This is a genomic window from Pseudomonas sp. UME65 (genome assembly GCF_014170225.1).
Classification (GTDB): Bacteria; Pseudomonadota; Gammaproteobacteria; order Pseudomonadales; family Pseudomonadaceae; genus Aquipseudomonas; species Aquipseudomonas protegens.
Map to the genome: position 1 here is coordinate 1 of NZ_LZZQ01000018.1, position 20,784 is coordinate 20,784.

Below are 20,784 nucleotides of genomic sequence, written 5' to 3' on the forward strand. Positions count from 1 at the left end.
TCGCATGGCCTGCCCCCCCCCTCCCTTCGAGCTTCACCGCTGCGCCCTTAGAAGCATTTGCGCCAAACCCGACCAAAGAACAGCGCGTTTTCTACTGAGCGCTACACTCCTCTGAGGCTGCCCACTCACCATTCGGCCATCGCCAGGAGGCTTAATGAATGATGAACTGCAACACCTGAAGAACCTTGGCAAGACATCGGCACAATGGCTGCATGCAGTGGGCATCCATAGCGCTTCCGACTTGCGCCGCCTGGGTGCGGTGGACGCCTACCGGGCCGTGCGGACCCGTGGTTTTCGTGCGTCGAAAGTCTTGCTCTATGCCATCGAGGGCGCCCTGATGGACATGCACTGGAACGACCTTCCCGCCGAACGCAAAGAGGCGTTGAACAAGCAACTGGACGCCATTTCCTCTCGTCACAAAAACTGACTGGCAGAGCCAAATGTATCTAATGGGGGAGCAGCCGGCTTACGCCGACGCCTTGATCAACAGACTGCAGAGCATTCCGCCGCAATTGCTGGACGGGCTTGCGCCCAGCGGCCCGACGTTGGAGCTTGGCCCCATCGCTGAGCTGTCCAGCGTATTGCCCGGCGACCAGTTGTTCCTGCTGGCAAGTGGCGTGATCCAGGCCAGTGTCGAAGAGCGGCCACTGTTCTACCTGCATGAAGGCGACCTGGTGGGGCTGCGGCGCGGCATCGAACTCCCGCAGTGGCAACTGCACTGCGATACGCCGCTGCAACTGATTCCCTATCTGAGGACTGAAGTGTTTCGGCACATCCAGGCCGACGTACAACGCTCGGAACTGCTCGTACAGTACCTGATCGGCCAGACCGCCCTGCTGTCCGATGCCATTGCCCGTCTCAAGCCGCCAGAGTTGCGCAGCAGCAACGGCTTCAAGCGCGTGGAGGCGGGCGAAAGGCTGATTACCCAGGGGGATGAGGCAGATCACGTGTTTGTAATACTCGAAGGCCATGCACAGGCCTTCGTCGACGGGCACAAGGTCGGCGACGTCCCCAAGGACGAGATTTTCGGCGCCATGGCAGTGTTCACCGGAGAAAAACGCAGCGCCAGCGTGATCGCCAGCGAACCCAGCACAATCATGCTGATTCCCAAGGACCAGTTTCTCAGCCTGACCCAGAGCAATCCGCGTATTGCCCACAGCCTGATCGAAAGCATGGCGCGCCGCATCGACCTGCTAAACAAGGAAGTGACCCGGCTCATGACCTTGAACAACCCGAACTGAACCCGGATTCCAGGCAGATCCAAACGGACGTTTGGCAAAATATGCAGAAATCTGAAAAGCCTTGTTGACTTCGAAATGAGAATCGTTATGATTATCACAACTGGTCGCGAGATCAGTCGATAACCTGGAAGACCAGTGGTTCGGACTCTCAGATTATCTCCTCATCAGGCTAATCACGGTTATTTGACCCGGCTCTTGCCGGGTCTTTTTTTGCCCGCAGAAAAGCCCTCCGATCAGGGCCTCAGTTGCGCGCAATAGTCCTTGGCGGGCTGGGGCGGCGTATACCAGACGTAGTCGGCCGATGCCGCGGCAACCTGTTGCCCCAGCTCCGCCAGAATCAACACCACCACCTCCTGGCTTCGGTCCAGATCGGCAAGATGCAGGGGCACACCAAGATCCTTGCGACCGTGAAACGCCCCGGCCAGCAACAGGGCCGGAGCCGGAGCCGCCAGCAGTTGTTCAGCCATGCGCCGGTCCCGTTGCTGCTGCACCGCCCGCATTGCCGGCACCTGGCTCTCCGGCAGCAAGCCACAGTGCGATTCGCGGATTTGCCCGGCCAATGCCTCGATCACCGACGGTGCGTTGCTCCGTGTGCCGGTCAGGACGGGCGCCCGTGCATAAATGGCACGCACCTCCTGGCGATCCAGATTGGCAGCGAGCAAGGGATAGGGCTGACGCAGGGCAAAACCCACCAGCGGGCCGTAGAGGCTCCAGTCCCAGCCTGATTGCCAGGCCAACCTGCCAGGTAGGTCATCAGGCAAACGCCCCCCATCAATGGAGCGTTTTACCCCATCGACTTCTGGCTGCTGATCCGGGTTGAGCATTTCCAGCAACAGACTGCCCTGTGGCCGCTCCCGGGCCATGGAGCGCAAGAGCCAGAGTTGCAAGGCATGATGATCGGGATTGTCATGCTGCTCACCAATGATCACTCGAGGGGACCGTGCCAGGCGCCCTACCAGTTCGACAGGGGTCAGCGCCTTGGCACTGCGCAGCTCAATGATACTGCCGGGCGCCGAAGCCACCGGCGGCGGCAGGATCCCCGGCATGCTGTGACAGGCGGCCAGCAGCATGGCCAGCAACAATGGCAATACGCGCATCAGGTCTCTCCGGGCTTCGCCTCAGCGGGCGATGATCAACGGGTGCCCGCGTTCGGGATGCTCCTGCACCAGAACTTCCAGGCCGAACACCGCCTTCAGGGGCTCAGGCCGCAGTACCGCGGTCGGTGTTCCCAATGAATGCGGGCGGCCGCCTTCGAGCAACAAGACCCGGTCACAATAACGCGCAGCCAGATTCAGGTCATGCAGGATGACCAGCACCGCCGCGCCGCGGTCGGCGAAGGCTCGAATGGCCTGCAAGGTGACGTGCTGGTGCAAGGGGTCGAGTGCAGAAGTCGGCTCATCCAGCAGCAGGTTGTGCCCTGGCTGGCCCGGCCACAGTTGCGCCAGGACCCGCGCCAGATGCACCCGCTGGCGCTCGCCGCCGGACAGCGCGAGATAGCTGCGCCCCGACAGGTGCGCCACATCGGCAGCATTCAAAGCAGCGTTGACGATTTCCTCGTCACGCACGCGCCCGGTCTGATGGGGCAAACGCCCCAGCGCCACCACCTCCTCCACACGAAAGGCGAAATCCAGGCTCGAAGCCTGGGGCAGCACTGCCAGGCGCTGCGCACGCTCGGCGCCCGACCAATGAGCCAGTTCCTGATCATCCAGCAGCACCTGCCCCTGATGAGCCGCCAGTTCACCACTCAAGCCCCCCAAGAGGCTGCTTTTACCTGCACCATTAGGGCCGAGGACTCCCAGCACCTCGCCCGGCAGCAACTGCAGGTCGATGCCAGCCAGGACGTCTTTGCCGCCGCGCCGCACATGCAGGTTCTCGACTCGCAGCATCAGGCACGCCCTCGCAACAACAGGTACAGAAAGAATGGCGCACCGATAAAGGCCGTGACGATACCGATGGGCAACTCGGCAGGCGCCAGCGCCAGGCGCGCCACCAGGTCAGCCAACAGCAGCAGGCTGGCTCCGGCCAGGATCGAGGCCGGGAGCAAGGTTCGGTGATCCGGACCGGACAACAGTCGCACCAGATGCGGCACCACCAGGCCGACAAAACCGATCATTCCCGCCGCCGCCACGGCAGCGCCCACACCCAGCGCGGTGCAGAACACCAGCTCGCGCTTGAGACCTTCGACATCGATGCCAAGGTGCTTGGCCTCGGACTCGCCCAACAGCAGTGCATTCAACGCCTTGGCTCGGCGCGGCAGCCACAGCGCAACCGCGGCGGTCACCAGCAGCAAGGGCCACAAGCGCTGGTAACTGGCACCATTCAGGCTGCCCAGGTTCCAGAAAGTCAGAGTGCGCAACGTGGCGTCGTCCGCCAGATAGGTGAACAACCCCACCGCCGAACTGGCCAGCGCCGTCAGGGCAATCCCCGCCAGCAGCATGGTTGCCACATGGGTCTGCCCGTTGCGCCGCCCCAGGCGATACACCAGCGCCGTCACCCCCAGGCCGCCAAGGAAGGCACACAGGGAGAGCAAATAAGGGCCGACAGCCTCTGGCAGGCCGCCGAACATCGAGCCGCCAACAATGGCGATGGCCGCACCCAATGCTGCACCACTGGAAACCCCCACCAGCCCCGGGTCTGCCAGGGGGTTGCGAAACAGCCCCTGCATGGCGACCCCGGACAGCGCCAGAACTCCGCCCACCGCAAGACCGAGCAGAGTCCGGGGCAAGCGAATCTGTCCCAGGATCAGTTCCGCCTGCTCCAGGCCCTGCCCGTCGATCGGCAATCCAAGCAGGCGCAAGGCGGCACGCAAGGTATCAAACAAGGGCAGGCTGACAGGGCCCAGGGCCAGGGACAGCCAGATCGCCACAAGGCACAGGACGCCCAGCCCGATAAACAGTGTTCGAGGCTTGACCAGACGACTCATTGGGCCGGCTTGGCCTGGGGATAAAAGGCGCTGGAGAGGCGTTTCAGGCTATCAGGCAAGCGAGGGCCCAGGCCTCCCACCAGCAAGGTCGGGTCCAGTTCCACCACCCGCCCGGCCTTGGCCGCCGGTGTGGATGCCAGCACCGGGTTCTCCTTGAACAGTGCGGCACGAGCGACATCGCCGGTCAGGCTGCGATCGGAGAACACCAGTACATCCGGATTCAAGCCCGCCAGGGATTCGACCGAGAATGGCTTATAGCCGGTATGAGTCGCCAGGTTGCGCCCACCGGCCTGTTGCAATAGCCAATTCGCGGCGGTGTCCTTGCCGGCGATCAGGGGTTTGCCGCCGGCATGCCCGAGCAACAACAGCACCCCGGGCGCCGCGTGCTGCGCTTGAGCCTGGGCGACCCACGCCTGCTGCTGCCCAAGTTGTTGCTGATAGCCCTGGAACAGTTGCCCGGCCTGCTCTTCTCGGCCCAGCAATAGCCCCAAGTGCTGCAGGGTAGCTTGCAAGGTCGGCAAGTCGGCCTGGGCGGAAAACAGTTCGACCTTGACCCCGGCACTGCGGATCTGCGAAAGCACTGGCGGCGGCCCCATCTCCTCGGTACCCACCAGAATCTGCGGCCGCAGGCTGAGAATGCCTTCGGCCGACAACTGACGCTGATAGCCGATGCTCGGCAGCGCCTTGAGCGACTCCGGATGCTGGCTGGTGGTATCGACGCCCACCAGCTTGGACTCGGCCCCCAGAGCCGTTATCCACTCGGACAAGGCCCCACCGGCACTGACCCAACGCTGCGGCAACTCATCAGCGGTGGCCCACTGGCTCACCAGCAATCCGGCACAGAACGCAATGGCGCAGGCACTCAGGCGCATAAGAACATTTCCTTCATTAAAGTGGGGGCCCGCGCAGCTGCTGTCCATGTGACATGCCGGACAGGCCGGGCATCGAAAGGAACAAGCGCCCCGTAACGGGCGGGGCGGCCATTTGATAATTGTTTTCATTTAGCCGTCAAGCGCCGACATGTTTCATCCTGCAGCCGGAAAGAAACTGTGACAGCCTGGACGCAGAGCCTTCGGACCAAGAGGATAGCCATGAAATTTCTTTGCGCCGGCAACGATCTGCCCGAAGCCGGCAGCCGGGGCTTCCAGCTCGCGGGGCTGAAGCTGTTCGCCGTGCGGCGCGAGCAGCGAGCCTATGTCTATGCCAATCGCTGCCCGCACCGGGGAGTGGCGCTGGAGTGGCAAGCTGACCAGTTCCTCGACCCCAGCGCCAGCCTGATCCAGTGCGCCACCCATGGCGCCCTGTTTCTGATCGAGAGCGGAGAGTGCGTGGCCGGACCTTGCGCCGGCCAGTTCCTGGAGAGCATCGGCTGCCATGAAGACAGCCAGGGGATCTGGGTGGACCTCTAATCCCCGAGCAACACTTCAAGACGTCGGTCGATGCACACTTGCTCGGCCGTCAGGCACACACCATAGGCCAGCACCTCAACCCCCGCCGCGCGGGCTTCGCGCAGGGCAGCGGCGTAACCCGGATCGATCTCCTGCGCCGGCCGCACCGCGTCGATGCCCGAAAGGTTGACGCAATACAGCTGAACCGCCCGCACGCCCTCCCGGGCCAGGCTCGCCAGTTCCCGCAGATGCTTGGCGCCGCGCTGGGTCACGGCATCGGGAAACGCTGCCACCGGCGTGCCATCGAAGCCCAGGGTGACGCTTTTGACCTCGACGTACGCCGGACCGTCCGGGTAATCCAGGCGAAAATCGATACGGCTGTTCTCTTGCCCGTAAGGCACCTCGCGCTTGAGCCCGGTGAAGCCGTTCAACTCGCTGATAAGCCCCGCCCGCAAGGCTTCTTCCACCAGCCCGTTGGCCCGCCCGGTGTTGACGCAGGCCAGGCGGCCTTGAGGGGTTTCGCTGATTTCCCAGGTGCCCGGCAACTTGCGCTTGGGGTCATTGGAGCGGCTGAACCACACCTGCCCGCCCTCGACCATGCAATTGAGCATCGAGCCGGTATTGGGGCAATGGATGGTCAACAGCTCGCCGGTGGTGGTTTCGATGTCCGCCAGGAAGCGCTTGTAACGACGCAGCAGACGCCCCTCTTCCAGGGGAGGATCGAAGCGCATCAGGCGTGCCAGCTCTGCAGGCCACGGGCGATACGCTCAACCGCCTCCTGCAGGCGTTCCAGGCTCTGGGTATAGGCAAAGCGCACATGATGGCCAGCCTGATGCCGGCCGAAGTCCAGGCCAGGGGTAAAGGCCAGGTGCTCGGTTTCCAGGAAGTGCCGGCAAAAGGCGAAGGCATCACCGCCGAAGGCGCTGATGTCCGCGTACAAGTAGAACGCCCCTTCAGGCTCCACAGCGATGCCGAAGCCCAACTCACGCAAGGCTGGCAGCAGGAAATCCCGGCGGCGCCCGAACTCGGCGCGGCGCTCCTCGAGGATCTCCAGGGTCTGCGGCTCGAAGCAAGCCAGCGCAGCATACTGGGCCATACTCGGCGCACTGATATAGAGGTTCTGTGCCAGCTTTTCCAGTTCACCCACGGCTGCCGGCGGAGCTACCAGCCAGCCCAGGCGCCAGCCGGTCATGCCGAAATATTTGGAGAAACTATTCAGGACGAAAGCGCTGTCATCCACTTCCAGAACGCTGGCGGCATCGGTGCCATAGGTCAGGCCATGGTAGATCTCGTCCACCACCAGATGCCCGTTGCGAGCCTTGATCGCGGTGGACAACCCCGCCAACTCGTCCCGGCTCAGGACCGTGCCGGTGGGGTTCGCCGGCGAGGCCACCAGGGCGCCCACGCTGTCCTGATCCCAATAGCGCTCCACCAGGTCCGGCGTCAGTTGGTAACGCACATCCGGCCCCACCGGGACCAACTGCGCAGCGCCTTCCACCAGACGCAGAAAATGCCGGTTGCACGGATAACCCGGGTCCGCCAGCAGCCAGTGCTTGCCCGGGTCCACCAACAGGCTGCTGGTCAACAGCAGGGCACCGGAACCACCGGGGGTGATCATGATCCGCTCGGGATCGATGTCCAGGCCGTAACGCTGCTGATAGAAGCCGGAAATCGCCCCTCGCAGCTCGGGAATTCCGCGGGCTGCGGTGTAGCGCGTCTTGCCGGCGCTCAGCGCGGCCTGCCCGGCCTTGATGATCGGTTCGGCGGTGGTGAAGTCCGGTTCGCCGATTTCCAGGTGAATCACATCATGCCCGGCGGCTTGCAGCTCATTGGCGCGGGCCAGCAAGGCCATGACATGGAAAGGTTCGATAGCGCGACTACGCGCACTGTAGGGCTGAGCCATTAGCCTTCCTTCATTGATTCGAGGGGGGAGCAAAGGACCGATTCTACCCATCTGATCAAGCCCGGGAGAACCCAGGCAGATCCGAGCGGTCTGTTGCTTGCGCCAACTGGCGCCAACACAACCCGCAGACTTGACTAAAATCAATGATTGAACGAACCGATCAGCAAGCCATGTCAGACTTTTCCCATATCCATGGACGAAGCAGGACATAGGCTCGACAACCGGGAGTAGCGCGCTCTGGTTTGATCTGGTAAGTTCGCCCGCTTGCAGCCGCAGGGCCGGCAAGTGTCGGAGATGGAGCAATCCTGCGCAATGGATTACAAGAGTAGAGGCGGTCCATTCATGCCCACCCAAGCAAAGCAACAGATTCAATCGATCAGCGGTTTTGAACCTTACGTTGAAACTGCGGGCGAAGAGTACATGGGCAAGCCCATGCGCGAGCACTTCACCAAGATCCTGAACAAGTGGAAACAGGACTTGATGCAGGAAGTCGACCGCACTGTTGATCACATGAAAGACGAAGCGGCCAACTTCCCCGACCCGGCTGACCGTGCCAGCCAGGAAGAAGAGTTCAGCCTCGAACTGCGGGCCCGCGATCGCGAGCGCAAGTTGATCAAGAAGATCGACAAGACCCTGCAACTGATCGAAGACGAAGAATACGGCTGGTGCGAATCCTGCGGCGTCGAGATCGGCATCCGCCGGCTGGAAGCCCGCCCAACCGCCGACATGTGCGTCGACTGCAAGACACTGGCGGAAATCAAGGAAAAACAGGTCGGCAAATAATCGCCGGCTGGAACCTGAAACGGAGCGTACTCACGCTCCGTTTTCGTTTCTACCTTCCCTGCAAGAGCAAGCCCGCTCGCCAAAGCGATCCCCCGGCACCATCGTCACCCCGGGGCCAGACGAAGTAACATCCGCTCCATGACTGCCTCCACCTCTTCCTCGTACATCGGGCGCTTCGCCCCCACTCCCAGCGGCTATCTGCATTTCGGCTCTCTGGTTGCCGCGCTTGCCTCCTATCTTGATGCCCGCGCCGTCGGCGGCCGCTGGCTGCTGCGCATGGAGGACCTTGACCCGCCTCGGGAAGAGCCCGGTGCCCAGGCGGCCATTCTCAAGGCACTGGAAAGCTACGGTTTCGAATGGGATGGGCAGATGATCCGCCAGAGCGATCGCCACGGCGCCTATGGCGAAATCCTCAATCGCCTGTTCCAGCAGGGCCTGGCCTATGCCTGCACCTGTTCGCGCAAACAGCTGGAGCCCTACCACGGCATTTACCCAGGACTGTGCCGCAACCTCGGCCACGCCCAGGACGACGCCGCGATCCGCCTGCGGGTACCCGAACTGGAGTATCGCTTCGTTGACCGGGTCCAGGGCGAATACCGCCAGCACCTGGGCCGGGAAGTGGGGGACTTCGTGATCCGCCGCCGCGACGGTCTCTACGCTTACCAACTGGCCGTGGTGCTCGACGATGCCTGGCAAGGCATCACTGATATCGTGCGCGGCGCCGACCTGCTGGATTCCACACCGCGCCAGCTGTACCTGCAGGAACTGCTGGGCCTTTCCCAGCCCCGCTACTTGCATGTACCGCTGATCACCCAGCCGGACGGGCACAAACTGGGCAAGTCCTACCGCTCGCCCCCGCTGACCGAGGATCAGGCCCCGCCCCTGCTGCTGCGCGCCCTGCGGGCACTGGGCCAGAAGCCACCGGCCGACCTCGATGGCGCCAGCGTCGCGCAGATAATGGCCTGGGGCATGGCCCACTGGGATGCCGCCCTGATTCCACGCACACTGAGCGTGCCGGAAGCGCAATTAAGCTGACGCCACTTGCAGCTTGGCGCCCATCCGTTACCATCGCCGCACGTTTTCGGGCACGCACACAATAAAGAGAGGCCGAGATGTACATCTATCGCTTGGTCCTGCTCCTGGTAGTGGGGATCTATCTGTTCTCCCCCGCCATCATGGATTGGTGGATCGATGCTACTGGCGCCTGGTATCGCCCGTATCTGCTCTGGCTGATTCTGATCGTCGTGACCTTCATCCTGCAGAGCCAAAAAGATGCCGATGAGCTTTAGCCTGACCCAGATGATCCTGATCAGCGCCGCCTACCTGGCGGTGCTGTTCGGCGTTGCCTGGATCAGTGAGCGCGGGATGATCCCCCGCTCGATCATTCGCCACCCGCTGACCTACACCCTGTCACTCGGGGTCTATGCCAGTGCCTGGGCGTTCTACGGCACGGTCGGCCTGGCCTACCAGTACGGCTATGGCTTCCTGTCCAGTTACCTGGGGGTTTCCGGGGCCTTCCTGCTGGCACCGGTACTGCTCTACCCGATCCTGAAAATCACCCGCACCTACCAGCTGTCATCCCTGGCCGACCTGTTCGCCTTCCGTTTTCGCAGTACCTGGGCCGGTGCGCTGACCACGATCTTCATGCTGATCGGCGTGCTGCCATTACTGGCGCTGCAGATCCAGGCCGTGGCCGACTCCATTGGCATTCTCACCCACGAGCCGGTGCAGCATCGGGTGGCGCTGAGCTTTTGCGCGCTGATCACCTTGTTCACGATCTTCTTCGGCTCGCGGCATATCGCCACCCGGGAAAAACATGAAGGCCTGGTGTTCGCCATTGCCTTTGAATCGGTGATCAAGCTGATCGCCATTGGCGGTGTCGGCCTGTACGCGCTGTACGGGGTATTCGACGGCCCGCAGCAACTGGAACTCTGGCTGCTGCAGAACCAGACCGCCCTTGCCGCACTGCATACACCCCTTCAGGAAGGCCCGTGGCGCACCCTGCTACTGGTGTTCTTCGCCTCGGCGATCGTCATGCCGCACATGTACCACATGACCTTTACCGAGAACCTCAACCCTCGCGCCCTGGTCAGCGCCAGTTGGGGGCTGCCGCTGTTCCTGCTGCTGATGAGCCTGGCAGTGCCGCTGATTCTCTGGGCCGGCCTCAAGCTCGGCGCTACCACCAACCCGGAATACTTCACCCTGGGCATCGGCATCGCCGCCAACAGCCCGGCCCTGGCTCTGCTGGCCTATGTCGGCGGGCTGTCGGCCGCCAGCGGCCTGATCATCGTCACCACCCTGGCGCTCTCGGGGATGGCCCTGAACCACCTGGTGCTGCCGCTCTACCAGCCGCCGGCGGAGGGCAACATCTACCGCTGGCTGAAGTGGACCCGCCGCGCCCTGATCGTCGCCATTATCATGGCCGGCTACGCCTTCTACCTGCTGCTGGGCGCCGAGCAGGACCTGGCCAACCTGGGGATAGTGGCCTTCGTCGCCACCCTGCAATTTCTTCCGGGCGTGCTGTCGGTACTGTACTGGCCGACCGCCAACCGCCGGGGCTTCATCGCCGGCCTGCTGGCGGGGATCCTGGTGTGGCTGGTGACCATGCTGCTGCCGTTGATCGGCAACCTGCAGGGTTTCTACATCCCGCTGCTGAACATGATCTACGTCCTGGACGACACCAGTTGGCATATGGCGGCCATCGCCTCGCTGGCGGCCAACGTCCTGATGTTCACCCTGATCTCGCTGTTCACCAATGCCAGCACCGAGGAGGCCAGCGCCGCCGAAGCCTGTGCCGTGGACAACGTGCGCCGTCCGCAGCGCCGGGAACTGCACGCCGCCTCGCCCCAGGAGTTCGCCACCCAGCTGGCCAAGCCGCTGGGGGCCAAGGCAGCCCAGAAGGAAGTGGAGCAGGCCCTGCGTGATCTGTATCTGCCCTTTGACGAACGCCGACCTTACGCCCTGCGGCGCCTGCGCGACCGCATCGAAGCCAACCTGTCCGGGTTGATGGGCCCCAGCGTCGCCCAGGACATGGTGGAAACCTTCCTGCCCTACAAGGCCGGTGGAGAAAACTACGTCACCGAGGACATCCACTTCATCGAAAGCCGGCTGGAGGACTACCACTCACGCCTCACCGGCCTGGCCGCCGAGCTCGATGCCCTGCGCCGCTATCACCGGCAAACCCTGCAAGAGCTGCCGATGGGAGTCTGCTCCCTGGCCAAGGACCAGGAGATCCTCATGTGGAACAAGGCCATGGAGGAGCTCACAGGCATACCAGCCCAGCACGTGGTGGGCTCACGCCTGAGCACCATTACCAACCCGTGGAAGGACCTGCTGCAGGGCTTTATCAACCTGCCGGACGAACACTTGCACAAACAGCACCTGGCCCTCGATGGCCAGACCCGCTGGCTGAACCTGCACAAGGCCGCCATCGATGAGCCTCTGGCCCCGGGCAACAGCGGCCTGGTACTGCTGGTGGAAGACCTGACCGAAACCCAGACCCTGGAAGACAAGCTGGTGCACTCCGAACGCCTGGCCAGCATCGGGCGCCTGGCGGCCGGGGTGGCCCATGAGATCGGCAACCCGATTACCGGCATCGCCTGCCTGGCGCAGAACCTGCGCGAAGAACGGGAAGAGGACGGCGAACTGACGGAAATCAGCGAGCAGATCCTCGAACAGACCAAACGCATCTCGCGTATCGTCCAGTCGCTGATGAGCTTCGCCCACGCCGGCAGCCATCAGCACAACGACGAGGCGGTGTGCCTGGCCGAAGTGGCCCAGGACGCCATTGGCCTGCTGGCGTTGAACCGGCGCAATTTCGAGGTGCAGTTCTTCAACCTGTGCGATCCCGACCACTGGGTCGACGGTGATCCCCAGCGCCTTGCCCAGGTACTGATCAACCTCCTTTCCAACGCCCGCGACGCCTCCCCTCCTGGCAGCGCGGTACGCGTCAAGAGCGAGGCTTTCGAGCACACGGTCGACCTGATCGTGGAGGACGAAGGCAGCGGCATTCCGAAGAACATCATGGACCGATTGTTCGAACCGTTTTTCACCACCAAGGACCCTGGGGAAGGCACCGGTCTGGGCCTTGCACTGGTCTATTCCATCGTTGAAGAGCATTATGGACAAATCACCATCGACAGCCCGGCCGATCCTCAAAGCCAACGCGGCACCCGTATCCGGGTGACTTTACCGCGTCATGTCGAAGCGACGTCCGCTGTGAACTGAGACCGTCGAGAGAATTGAATCAATGCCGCATATTCTGATCGTCGAAGACGAAACCATTATCCGCTCCGCCCTGCGCCGCCTGCTGGAACGCAACCAGTACCAGGTCAGCGAAGCCGGCTCAGTGCAGGAGGCACAGGAACGCTTCAGCATTCCCACTTTCGATCTGATCGTCAGTGACTTGCGCCTGCCAGGCGCCCCGGGCACCGAATTGATCAAGCTCGGCCAGGGCACTCCGGTGCTGATCATGACCAGCTACGCCAGCCTGCGCTCAGCCGTGGACTCGATGAAAATGGGCGCGGTGGACTACATCGCCAAGCCGTTCGATCACGATGAAATGCTCCAGGCCGTGGCGCGGATCCTGCGGGATCGGCAAAGCGCCGAAAATTCCCCGCCAGACCGTCCGGCCGCCAAGGCTGGCGCCACTGCGGAGCGGGCCGGTGCGGGCAACAACAATGGCGAAATCGGCATCATCGGTTCCTGCGCTCCCATGCAGGATCTGTACAGCAAGATCCGCAAAGTGGCGCCCACTGACTCCAATGTACTGATTCAGGGTGAATCCGGTACCGGCAAGGAACTGGTGGCCCGGGCCCTGCACAACCTGTCCAAGCGTGCCAAGGCACCGATGATTTCGGTGAACTGCGCAGCCATTCCGGAAACCCTGATCGAGTCCGAACTGTTCGGCCACGAGAAAGGCGCGTTCACCGGGGCCAGCGCCGGCCGTGCCGGCCTGGTAGAAGCTGCGGACGGCGGCACCCTGTTCCTCGACGAGATTGGCGAGCTACCGCTGGAGGCGCAGGCGCGATTGCTGCGAGTACTGCAGGAAGGCGAAATCCGCCGTGTCGGCTCGGTACAGTCACAGAAAGTCGATGTGCGCCTGATTGCAGCCACTCACCGCGACCTGAAAAGCCTGTCGAAAATAGGCCAGTTCCGTGAAGACTTGTACTACCGCCTGCACGTGATTGCCCTGAAACTGCCGGCCCTGCGTGAGCGCGGTGCAGACGTCAATGAAATTGCCAATGCCTTTCTGGCCCGCCAGAGCGCGCGCGTCGGCCGCACGGACCTTAAGTTCGCCGCCGATGCAGAACAGGCCATCCGTCATTACTCCTGGCCGGGGAACGTGCGCGAACTGGAGAACGCTGTCGAGCGTGCGGTCATTCTGTGCGAAAGCCCGGAAATCTCGGCCGACCTGCTGGGCATCGACATCGAACTGAGCGACCTGGAAGACGACGACTTCGTCGGCCTGCCCCCACAAGCGGGTAACACCAGCCACGAACCGACCGAAGACCTGTCCCTGGAGGACTACTTCCAGCACTTCGTCCTCGAACACCAGGACCACATGACCGAGACCGAGCTGGCACGCAAACTGGGCGTCAGCCGCAAGTGCCTGTGGGAACGTCGTCAGCGCCTGGGCATCCCACGGCGCAAGAGCGGGGTCGCCAGCGAAAGCTGAACTACGGCTGACGAAAACGCGGGTAACACTCGCTTTTGTGAAAAAAACTGTTACCTGCTCCATCGCACGTAACAGGAACCGGGGCTAAAGGTAACGAAGCCCCGGTTTTTTTTGCCCTGAAAAACACCCAACGGCACGCCTAACCCCTTGTTTTACTGGGGATCGCAAAAGTTGGCACGGCACCTGCTATATGTTTGGTACAAGAACAATAACAAGTAATGCACAAGACAATAAAAATAAGACGAATCGACTCACGCATAATAAAAACAACACGGCGGAGGCGCAGCTAACTGATTCTTTTGGAGAGGCGTTGTATTTGGGGCTTGCCCCACAACCAGGCCGAGAACAACAAAAACTGCCCTAAGGCAGAGCCTGAACTGGTTGGATCGAAAGGTCATTGCAACTCAGCGATCAAAGCAATCCGTTTGCTCTTGGCTCCCGATTGGGAGGGTCATCCTGGGTAAACCAGATGACAAGGGCGTTTAACAAAAACAAGAAGCCCGAAACCAATAATAAAAATAGAGCACGCAACTATTCTGGGGGAGCTTCGGCTCCCCTTGTGGTTTCCGGAATTCGTGTTTTCACTCCCCCGCCCCCCATCCAACCTCGCCAAACCGCAGCTCAGCGCCAGCCTGTACAAGTCGCGGCAGCTTCCTACACCATCCTTCGACTAAATGCTAGAATCCCCGCCCATCATGCGGCCACTCTTCGTTTTGGCCGAATATTCCTTCAAACAGTGCATCCCATGCTGAAGAAGCTGTTCCAGTCATTCCGTTCTCCCTTGCGTCGTACGCAACATAAACGCAGCACGCCTGAAGTGCTCAATAGCAGCCAGCATTCGCTGCAACGTGCCCAGTTCAGCCGGTATGCGGTGAATATCGTCGAACGCCTGCAGAACGCCGGCTACCAGGCCTACCTGGTGGGTGGCTGCGTGCGCGACATGCTGCTCAATATCACCCCCAAGGACTTCGACGTCGCCACCAGCGCCACGCCGGAACAGGTCAAGGCCGAGTTCCGTAACGCGCGCATCATTGGCCGGCGTTTCAAGCTGGTGCACATCCACTTCGGTCGCGAAATCATCGAAGTTGCGACTTTCCGCGCCAATCACCCGCAAAACGAAGACGACGAGGACAGTAACCAGTCATCGCGCAACGAAAGCGGGCGGATCCTGCGGGACAACGTCTATGGCACCCTGGAAGAGGACGCGCAACGTCGCGACTTCACCATCAATGCCCTGTACTACGATCCGGTCAGCGAACGCATTCTCGATTACGCCAATGGCGTACACGACATTCGCAACAACCTGATCCGCCTGATCGGCGATCCTCGCCAGCGTTATCAGGAAGATCCGGTACGTATGCTTCGGGCAGTACGCTTTGCAGCAAAACTGAACTTCGGCATCGAGAAACACACCGCCGCGCCCATTCGCGAGCTGGCACCGATGCTGCGGGAAATCCCCTCGGCGCGCCTGTTCGAAGAAGTGCTCAAGCTGTTCCTCTCCGGCTACGCGGCGGACACCTTCGAAATGCTGGTGGACCTGCAACTGTTCGACCCGTTGTTCCCGGCCAGCGCCGAAGCCCTGGAGTACAACCCGACCTACACCCATACGCTGATCAGCGAAGCCTTGGTCAACACCGACCTTCGGATCAAGCAGAACAAGCCGGTGACCCCAGCCTTCCTGTTCGCCGCCCTGCTCTGGCCAGCCCTGCCGGCCCGGGTGCTGCGCCTGCAGGAGCGTGGCATGCCGCCGATTCCGGCCATGCAGGAAGCCGCCCACGAGTTGATCGCCGAACAGTGCCAGCGCATCGCTATTCCCAAGCGTTTCACCATGCCGATCCGCGAAATCTGGGATATGCAGGAACGCCTGCCACGGCGCAGCGGCAAGCGCGCCGACCAGTTGCTGGACAATCCGCGCTTCCGCGCCGGCTACGACTTCCTGCTGCTGCGCGAAAGCGCCGGCGAGCAGACCGATGGCCTGGGAGAATGGTGGACCGACTATCAGGACGCCAATGACGCCGAACGCCGCGACATGATCCGCGACCTCAGCGGCAAGGAAGACGCCAGTGGCGCGCCACGCAAGCGCCGGCGCAGCAGCGGTGCCAAGCGCAAGCGCAGCAGCGGCGCATCGGGCGAGTAATAGATGGAACGCATCTATATCGGCATGGGCAGCAATCTGGCAGCCCCTGAAGCACAACTGCGCAGTGCCATCGAGGCCCTAGCGCAGTTGCCCGACAGCCGCATGCACGGCGTATCGGCCTTCTACCAGAGCGACTCATTGCTCCCAGGCCAGCCACGCTATACCAACGCCGTCGCGGCGCTGGACAGCGCGCTGGCGCCGCTAGCCCTGCTGGACGCCTTGCAGGCCATCGAAAACCAGCAAGGCCGCGAGCGAAATGAGCGCTGGGGCCCACGTACCCTGGATCTGGACATCCTGTTGTTCGGCGATCGACTGATCGACGAACCCCGCCTCAAAGTCCCCCATTACCACATGCAGGCGCGCCCCTTCGTGCTCTACCCGTTGGCGGAACTGGCCCCTGCCGACCTGCAACTGGCTGACGGCCGCACCCTGCACGAACTGCTCGCTGCCTGCCCATTTGTCGGCCTGGAACGCCTGGCCTGACCGCTGAAACGCATCAGTAACGGCGGTAACACTGGCAGCGTAACAATGCGGTAACACATCTAATTGACTTCCCGAGTTCTCCTCACGACTATAGGCGTCCCGTTGCCGCCATCACGGCGCTAAAGGGCGCAATTCAAGTGAGGTCGGTTCGCGGCGAGCCCGGGAAACGCCAGGCAGGGGCAGTTGTGCAACGGCGGTGGCACCCGCTGGCATGGCACCTCTTCTGGACACAGAATGATGGGCCCGACGCCACAGGCGCGACTCCCGCAAGCTCGTTCAAATCGCTTGGAACCAGGCTGTATAAGCACGACAAAAGACCGTGCGCCTGAATAACGAAGAATCACGCGCGTTACTCGCAGTAGTTTCCAAAGCGCCTGAAATGAGGACCCCTTTCATGCCAGACATCACTCTGACCACCCTGCAAAGCCTCAAGCAGAAAGGTGAGAAAATCACCATGCTGACCTGCTACGACGCCACCTTTGCCCACACCTGCTGCGAGGCAGGCGTCGAAGTCCTGCTGGTAGGCGACTCCCTGGGCATGGTGCTGCAAGGACACGACAGCACCCTGCCCGTCAGCACCGCTGACATGGCCTATCACGTCGCGGCGGTCAAGCGCGGCAACAACGGGGCACTGATCCTGGCCGACCTGCCATTCATGTCCTACGCCACCACTGAACAGGCCCTGAGCAGCTCGGCCCAGCTGATGCAGGCCGGCGCCCATATGCTCAAGATCGAAGGCGCAGCCTGGCTGGCCGAGCCGGTGCGCCTGCTGAACGAGCGTGGAGTGCCGGTCTGCGTGCACATGGGGCTGACGCCACAGACCGTGAACGTTCTGGGCGGCTACAAGGTCCAGGGCCGCAATGAAAGCCAGGCACGGCAGATGCGTGCCGATGCCATCGCCCTGGAGCAGGCCGGCGCGGCAATGCTGCTGCTGGAGTGCGTGCCCAGCGAGCTGGCGGCGGAAATCACCCAGGCGGTGAAGATCCCGGTAATAGGTATCGGTGCCGGCAATGCTACCGACGGTCAGGTCCTGGTGCTCCACGACATGCTAGGGCTGTCCCTCAGTGGTCGCTCGCCGAAGTTCGTGAAGAACTTCATGGCAGGCAAGGACAGTATCCAGGCCGCCTTGAGCGCCTATGTCGAAGAAGTCAAAGCCGTCACCTTCCCTGGCGCCGAACACGGGTTCTCTGCATGAATACAGTCAAAACCGTGCGCGAATTGCGCGCCGCGGTCGCCCGCGCGCGCAGTGAGGGCAAGCGGATCGGCTTCGTGCCCACCATGGGCAACCTGCACAGTGGCCACGCCGCCCTGGTGGCCAAAGCCGCCCAGCGGGTGGACTTCGTGGTCGCCAGCATCTTCGTCAACCCACTGCAGTTCGGTGCAGGCGAAGACCTGGACAAGTACCCACGCACCCTCGCCGCCGACCAGGAAAAATTGCTGGAAGCCGGTTGCCACCTGCTGTTTGCCCCCAGCGTCGAAGAAATGTACCCCGACGGCATGGCCGGGCAGACCCGGGTCAGCGTTCCCCAGCTGTCCGAAGGCCTGTGCGGCGCCAGCCGTCCCGGGCATTTCGAAGGCGTGGCTACAGTGGTCAGCAAGCTGTTCAACATGGTCCAGCCCGATCTCGCGGTGTTTGGCCAGAAGGACTACCAACAGTTGGCAGTGATTCGGGCCCTGGTGCACGACCTGAACATGCCGATCCAGATCATCGGTGAGCCAACGGTACGTGCCGCCGACGGCCTCGCCCTGTCGTCGCGCAACGGCTACCTGAGCGAAGAGCAGCGCGCTATCGCCCCGGTGCTGTACCGCAGCCTGAGCCAGATTGCCCAGGCCATCAGGAACGGCGAACGCGACTATCCCAAGCTTGTGGCCGAACAACAGCAGCAGCTTGAAGCCGCCGGTCTGCGCCGTGACTACCTGGAAATCCGCCAGGCACAGAACCTGCGTCCAGCCACCGCGCAAGACCGTGAACTGGTGATTCTTGTGGCAGCCTATCTGGGCGCGACACGGTTGATCGACAACCTGCACCTGGACCTCGACACACCGGCATGAACGCCCGATTGCCCGAACTCCAACCTTCGGGCAAACTGCCGCCGGCTGGGGCCTGCAGCCCATAACTGCGGGCCCCGTTCAAGGATCTGCCCCAGGGAACACCCCATGTACACCATCATGTTCAAGGCCAAGGTCGGTGATCGAGCGACCCTCTGTACCTATGCTCCCTGCAGTGAAGCCGAACTGCTCGGTTTCAAGCCGCGCATGCTGCACATGGCCCCTGGCAATGAGCAGAGCCTTACCAGCCCTGCGATTGCGGATCAGGTCGCCTGACGCTTCCCCCTATTTCTACCCATTGAAAACCCGAATCCAGACCAGGCAGGCCCGCTGAGTACAAAATAGTACTGGCCACCAGTCGGACAAAGCCAAGACAGAACAGCACGCCGGGGTTACTGTTATCCCCCCGAGTGATTAAACGTATCAGCACAGGGCCGGCCCAACGGGTCCTTGAGACCGCGCAGGACGTTCCGGGCTTTTCAGTGTCCAAAAGGCAGTTCAAGCAAAAGGAAAACCGCAGCGATGGCGTACTACCGCACTCCTCATGACGTTACCGCTCTGCCCGCCTGGCAAGCGTTGAAAGACCACCGCCAAGCCATGCAGGATTTCAGCATGCGCGAGGCGTTCAATGCCGATCCGCAGCGCTTCAGCCAATTCACCCTGAGCAGCTGCGGGCTGTTTCTCGACTATTCGAAGAACCTGATCACCAGCGAAACCCGCGACCTGCTGGTGAACCTGGCCAAGGAAGTCGGCCTCTCAGACGCCATCAAGTCCATGATCACCGGCGAACTGGTCAACGCTTCCGAAGGCCGCCCGGCCTTGCACACCGCACTGCGCCGCCCGGTGGGCGACAAGCTGTCGGTGAACGGTGTCAACGTGATGCCCGAAGTGCACAAGGTACTGAACCAGATCACCGAGCTGGTGGGCCGCATCCACGACGGCCTGTGGCGCGGCTACACCGAGAAGCCCATCACCGACGTGGTGAACATCGGCATCGGCGGCTCCTTCCTCGGCCCGGAGCTGGTTTCCGAAGCGCTGTTGTCCTACGCCCAGAAAGGCGTGCGCTGCCATTACCTGGCGAACATCGATGGCAGCGAATTCCATGAGCTTTCTGCGAAAATCCGGGCAGAAACTACGCTATTCATCGTTTCCTCCAAGTCTTTCAATACCCTCGAAACCCTGAAGAACGCCCAGGCAGCACGGGCCTGGTACCTGGCCCAGGGCGGCTCGGAGGCCGAACTGCACCGCCACTTCATCGCCGTGTCGAGCAACAATGCGGCGGCAGTGGCCTTCGGCATTCGCGAAGAGAACATCTTCCCGATGTGGGACTGGGTCGGCGGGCGCTACTCGCTGTGGTCCGCCATCGGCCTGCCGATCGCCCTGGCCATCGGCATGTCCAACTTCAAGGAGCTGCTGTCCGGTGCCTACACCATGGACCAGCATTTCCAGAGCGCCCCATTCGAACAGAACATGCCGGTGCTGCTGGCGCTGCTGGGCGTGTGGTACGGCAATTTCTGGGGCGCGCAGAGCCACGCGATCCTGCCGTACGACCACTACCTGCGCAACATCACCAAGCACTTGCAACAATTGGACATGGAATCCAACGGCAAGAGCGTGCGCCAGGACGGCACCCCGGTGGCCACCGATACCGGCCCGGTGATCTGGGGCGGCGTGGGCTGCAACGGCCAGCATGCCTACCACCAGTTGCTGCACCAGGGCACCCAATTGATTCCGGCCGACTTCATCGTGCCGATCGTCAGCTTCAACCCGGTGGCCGACCACCATCAATGGCTGTACGCCAACTGCCTATCCCAGAGCCAGGCACTGATGCTGGGCAAGACCCGCGCCGAAGCCGAGAGCGAACTGCGCGAGAAAGGCCTGAGCGAAGCCGAAATCGCGAAACTGGCACCGCACAAGGTGATTCCCGGCAACCGTCCGAGCAACACCCTGGTGGTGGAGCGCATCAGCCCGCGGCGCCTTGGCGCACTGGTGGCGCTGTATGAACACAAGGTCTTCGTGCAAAGCGTGGTCTGGGGCATCAACGCCTTCGACCAGTGGGGCGTGGAGCTGGGCAAGGAGCTGGGCAAAGGCGTCTACAACCGCCTGGTCGGCAGCGACGAAACCCTGGCCGACGACGCATCGACCCAAGGCCTGATCAACTACTTCCGCGGCCGTCACCGCGGCTGATCGACCCTGTCAC

Annotated in this window: 19 protein-coding genes and 1 pseudogene; 14 read left to right on the top strand and 6 right to left on the bottom strand. The window is 62.2% G+C overall.

The genetic code is table 11. From position 1 onward, the window contains the following. The first annotated feature begins 154 nt into the window (after window positions 1-154). Together A9971_RS31115 and A9971_RS31120 are read left to right on the top strand one after the other, a co-directional pair. Window positions 155-427: a TfoX/Sxy family protein gene (locus A9971_RS31115; protein WP_011063495.1), complete on the top strand. Its 273-nt coding sequence runs from the start codon at window positions 155-157 to the stop codon at window positions 425-427. Between the two features lie 13 nt (window positions 428-440). Further along, window positions 441-1,241, top strand: a complete 801-nt coding sequence (locus A9971_RS31120) for a Crp/Fnr family transcriptional regulator (RefSeq protein WP_011063496.1) — start codon at window positions 441-443, stop codon at window positions 1,239-1,241. 233 nt (window positions 1,242-1,474) lie between these two features. Here A9971_RS31120 and A9971_RS31125 read toward each other — a convergent pair whose 3' ends face one another. From A9971_RS31125 to A9971_RS31140, 4 genes are read right to left on the bottom strand one after another with little or no spacing between them, the layout of a single operon-like run. Beyond that, a complete protein-coding gene (locus A9971_RS31125; protein WP_077934782.1) occupies window positions 1,475-2,338 on the bottom strand; it encodes a ChaN family lipoprotein in 864 nt (287 codons plus the stop codon). Between the two features lie 21 nt (window positions 2,339-2,359). Beyond that, entirely contained in the window at window positions 2,360-3,127 is a 768-nt protein-coding gene (locus A9971_RS31130; protein WP_011063498.1) for a heme ABC transporter ATP-binding protein, read from the bottom strand. After that, window positions 3,127-4,164: an iron ABC transporter permease gene (locus A9971_RS31135; protein ID WP_011063499.1), complete on the bottom strand. Its 1,038-nt coding sequence runs from the start codon at window positions 4,162-4,164 to the stop codon at window positions 3,127-3,129. Before A9971_RS31135 ends, A9971_RS31130 begins: the two co-directional genes overlap by 1 nt. Next, entirely contained in the window at window positions 4,161-5,036 is an 876-nt protein-coding gene (locus tag A9971_RS31140) for a hemin ABC transporter substrate-binding protein (protein ID WP_183001029.1), read from the bottom strand. Before A9971_RS31140 ends, A9971_RS31135 begins: the two co-directional genes overlap by 4 nt. A gap of 219 nt (window positions 5,037-5,255) precedes the next feature. Between A9971_RS31140 and A9971_RS31145 the strand changes: the two genes are divergently transcribed. Next, complete coding sequence (locus A9971_RS31145; protein WP_125063814.1) at window positions 5,256-5,573, top strand: Rieske 2Fe-2S domain-containing protein; 318 nt, start codon at window positions 5,256-5,258, stop codon at window positions 5,571-5,573. Here A9971_RS31145 and sfsA read toward each other — a convergent pair. Both sfsA and A9971_RS31155 read right to left on the bottom strand, forming a co-directional pair. After that, the gene (gene sfsA / locus A9971_RS31150; protein WP_015637057.1) at window positions 5,570-6,283 is read right to left on the bottom strand and encodes a DNA/RNA nuclease SfsA; all 714 of its coding nucleotides are present in this window, start codon (window positions 6,281-6,283) and stop codon (window positions 5,570-5,572) included. The genes A9971_RS31145 and sfsA overlap by 4 nt on opposite strands. Continuing rightward, window positions 6,283-7,455: a pyridoxal phosphate-dependent aminotransferase gene (locus A9971_RS31155; RefSeq protein ID WP_011063503.1), complete on the bottom strand. Its 1,173-nt coding sequence runs from the start codon at window positions 7,453-7,455 to the stop codon at window positions 6,283-6,285. Before A9971_RS31155 ends, sfsA begins: the two co-directional genes overlap by 1 nt. A 342-nt stretch (window positions 7,456-7,797) precedes the next feature. Between A9971_RS31155 and dksA the strand changes: the two genes are divergently transcribed. From dksA to pgi, 11 genes and pseudogenes are all read left to right on the top strand, one after another. Then, window positions 7,798-8,238, top strand: a complete 441-nt coding sequence (gene dksA / locus A9971_RS31160) for an RNA polymerase-binding protein DksA (RefSeq protein WP_011063504.1) — start codon at window positions 7,798-7,800, stop codon at window positions 8,236-8,238. A gap of 138 nt (window positions 8,239-8,376) precedes the next feature. Continuing rightward, window positions 8,377-9,273 (top strand): tRNA glutamyl-Q(34) synthetase GluQRS, encoded by an 897-nt coding sequence (gluQRS, locus tag A9971_RS31165; RefSeq protein WP_183001030.1) that lies wholly within the window; start codon window positions 8,377-8,379, stop codon window positions 9,271-9,273. Between the two features lie 77 nt (window positions 9,274-9,350). Further along, window positions 9,351-9,527, top strand: coding sequence for a hypothetical protein (locus A9971_RS31170; protein WP_003176118.1), 177 nt, complete (start codon window positions 9,351-9,353; stop codon window positions 9,525-9,527). Continuing rightward, window positions 9,511-12,465: a sensor histidine kinase gene (locus A9971_RS31175; protein ID WP_011063507.1), complete on the top strand. Its 2,955-nt coding sequence runs from the start codon at window positions 9,511-9,513 to the stop codon at window positions 12,463-12,465. The genes A9971_RS31170 and A9971_RS31175 overlap by 17 nt, the downstream gene beginning before the upstream one ends. A gap of 22 nt (window positions 12,466-12,487) precedes the next feature. After that, complete coding sequence (locus A9971_RS31180; RefSeq protein WP_041119922.1) at window positions 12,488-13,915, top strand: sigma-54 dependent transcriptional regulator; 1,428 nt, start codon at window positions 12,488-12,490, stop codon at window positions 13,913-13,915. A 745-nt stretch (window positions 13,916-14,660) separates the two neighbouring features. After that, window positions 14,661-16,052: a polynucleotide adenylyltransferase PcnB gene (locus A9971_RS31185; RefSeq protein WP_011063509.1), complete on the top strand. Its 1,392-nt coding sequence runs from the start codon at window positions 14,661-14,663 to the stop codon at window positions 16,050-16,052. Window positions 16,053-16,055: 3 nt separating this feature from the next. Further along, window positions 16,056-16,535: a 2-amino-4-hydroxy-6-hydroxymethyldihydropteridine diphosphokinase gene (gene folK, locus A9971_RS31190; protein WP_053153907.1), complete on the top strand. Its 480-nt coding sequence runs from the start codon at window positions 16,056-16,058 to the stop codon at window positions 16,533-16,535. A gap of 394 nt (window positions 16,536-16,929) precedes the next feature. Further along, entirely contained in the window at window positions 16,930-17,730 is an 801-nt protein-coding gene (gene panB / locus A9971_RS31195; RefSeq protein ID WP_011063511.1) for a 3-methyl-2-oxobutanoate hydroxymethyltransferase, read from the top strand. Continuing rightward, on the top strand, window positions 17,727-18,587 hold the full coding sequence (gene panC / locus A9971_RS31200; protein ID WP_041119923.1) for a pantoate--beta-alanine ligase: 861 nt from the start codon (window positions 17,727-17,729) through the stop codon (window positions 18,585-18,587). The genes panB and panC overlap by 4 nt, the downstream gene beginning before the upstream one ends. Before the next feature lie 123 nt (window positions 18,588-18,710). After that, a pseudogene (locus tag A9971_RS31205) lies at window positions 18,711-18,860 on the top strand (aspartate 1-decarboxylase); the annotation flags it as partial. 246 nt (window positions 18,861-19,106) lie between these two features. Continuing rightward, the gene (gene pgi, locus A9971_RS31210) at window positions 19,107-20,771 is read left to right on the top strand and encodes a glucose-6-phosphate isomerase (protein WP_011063513.1); all 1,665 of its coding nucleotides are present in this window, start codon (window positions 19,107-19,109) and stop codon (window positions 20,769-20,771) included. The last annotated feature ends 13 nt before the right edge of the window (window positions 20,772-20,784 follow it).

Bases quoted from the DNA above. Each gene is read 5' to 3' on its own strand.
- A9971_RS31115 (WP_011063495.1), top strand. From the start codon at position 155: ATGAATGATGAACTGCAACACCTGAAGAACCTTGGCAAGACATCGGCA.
- A9971_RS31120 (WP_011063496.1), top strand. From the start codon at position 441: ATGTATCTAATGGGGGAGCAGCCGGCTTACGCCGACGCCTTGATCAAC.
- A9971_RS31125 (WP_077934782.1), bottom strand. From the start codon at position 2,338: ATGCGCGTATTGCCATTGTTGCTGGCCATGCTGCTGGCCGCCTGTCAC.
- A9971_RS31130 (WP_011063498.1), bottom strand. From the start codon at position 3,127: ATGCTGCGAGTCGAGAACCTGCATGTGCGGCGCGGCGGCAAAGACGTC.
- A9971_RS31135 (WP_011063499.1), bottom strand. From the start codon at position 4,164: ATGAGTCGTCTGGTCAAGCCTCGAACACTGTTTATCGGGCTGGGCGTC.
- A9971_RS31140 (WP_183001029.1), bottom strand. From the start codon at position 5,036: ATGCGCCTGAGTGCCTGCGCCATTGCGTTCTGTGCCGGATTGCTGGTG.
- A9971_RS31145 (WP_125063814.1), top strand. From the start codon at position 5,256: ATGAAATTTCTTTGCGCCGGCAACGATCTGCCCGAAGCCGGCAGCCGG.
- sfsA (WP_015637057.1), bottom strand. From the start codon at position 6,283: ATGCGCTTCGATCCTCCCCTGGAAGAGGGGCGTCTGCTGCGTCGTTAC.
- A9971_RS31155 (WP_011063503.1), bottom strand. From the start codon at position 7,455: ATGGCTCAGCCCTACAGTGCGCGTAGTCGCGCTATCGAACCTTTCCAT.
- dksA (WP_011063504.1), top strand. From the start codon at position 7,798: ATGCCCACCCAAGCAAAGCAACAGATTCAATCGATCAGCGGTTTTGAA.
- gluQRS (WP_183001030.1), top strand. From the start codon at position 8,377: ATGACTGCCTCCACCTCTTCCTCGTACATCGGGCGCTTCGCCCCCACT.
- A9971_RS31170 (WP_003176118.1), top strand. From the start codon at position 9,351: ATGTACATCTATCGCTTGGTCCTGCTCCTGGTAGTGGGGATCTATCTG.
- A9971_RS31175 (WP_011063507.1), top strand. From the start codon at position 9,511: ATGCCGATGAGCTTTAGCCTGACCCAGATGATCCTGATCAGCGCCGCC.
- A9971_RS31180 (WP_041119922.1), top strand. From the start codon at position 12,488: ATGCCGCATATTCTGATCGTCGAAGACGAAACCATTATCCGCTCCGCC.
- A9971_RS31185 (WP_011063509.1), top strand. From the start codon at position 14,661: ATGCTGAAGAAGCTGTTCCAGTCATTCCGTTCTCCCTTGCGTCGTACG.
- folK (WP_053153907.1), top strand. From the start codon at position 16,056: ATGGAACGCATCTATATCGGCATGGGCAGCAATCTGGCAGCCCCTGAA.
- panB (WP_011063511.1), top strand. From the start codon at position 16,930: ATGCCAGACATCACTCTGACCACCCTGCAAAGCCTCAAGCAGAAAGGT.
- panC (WP_041119923.1), top strand. From the start codon at position 17,727: ATGAATACAGTCAAAACCGTGCGCGAATTGCGCGCCGCGGTCGCCCGC.
- pgi (WP_011063513.1), top strand. From the start codon at position 19,107: ATGGCGTACTACCGCACTCCTCATGACGTTACCGCTCTGCCCGCCTGG.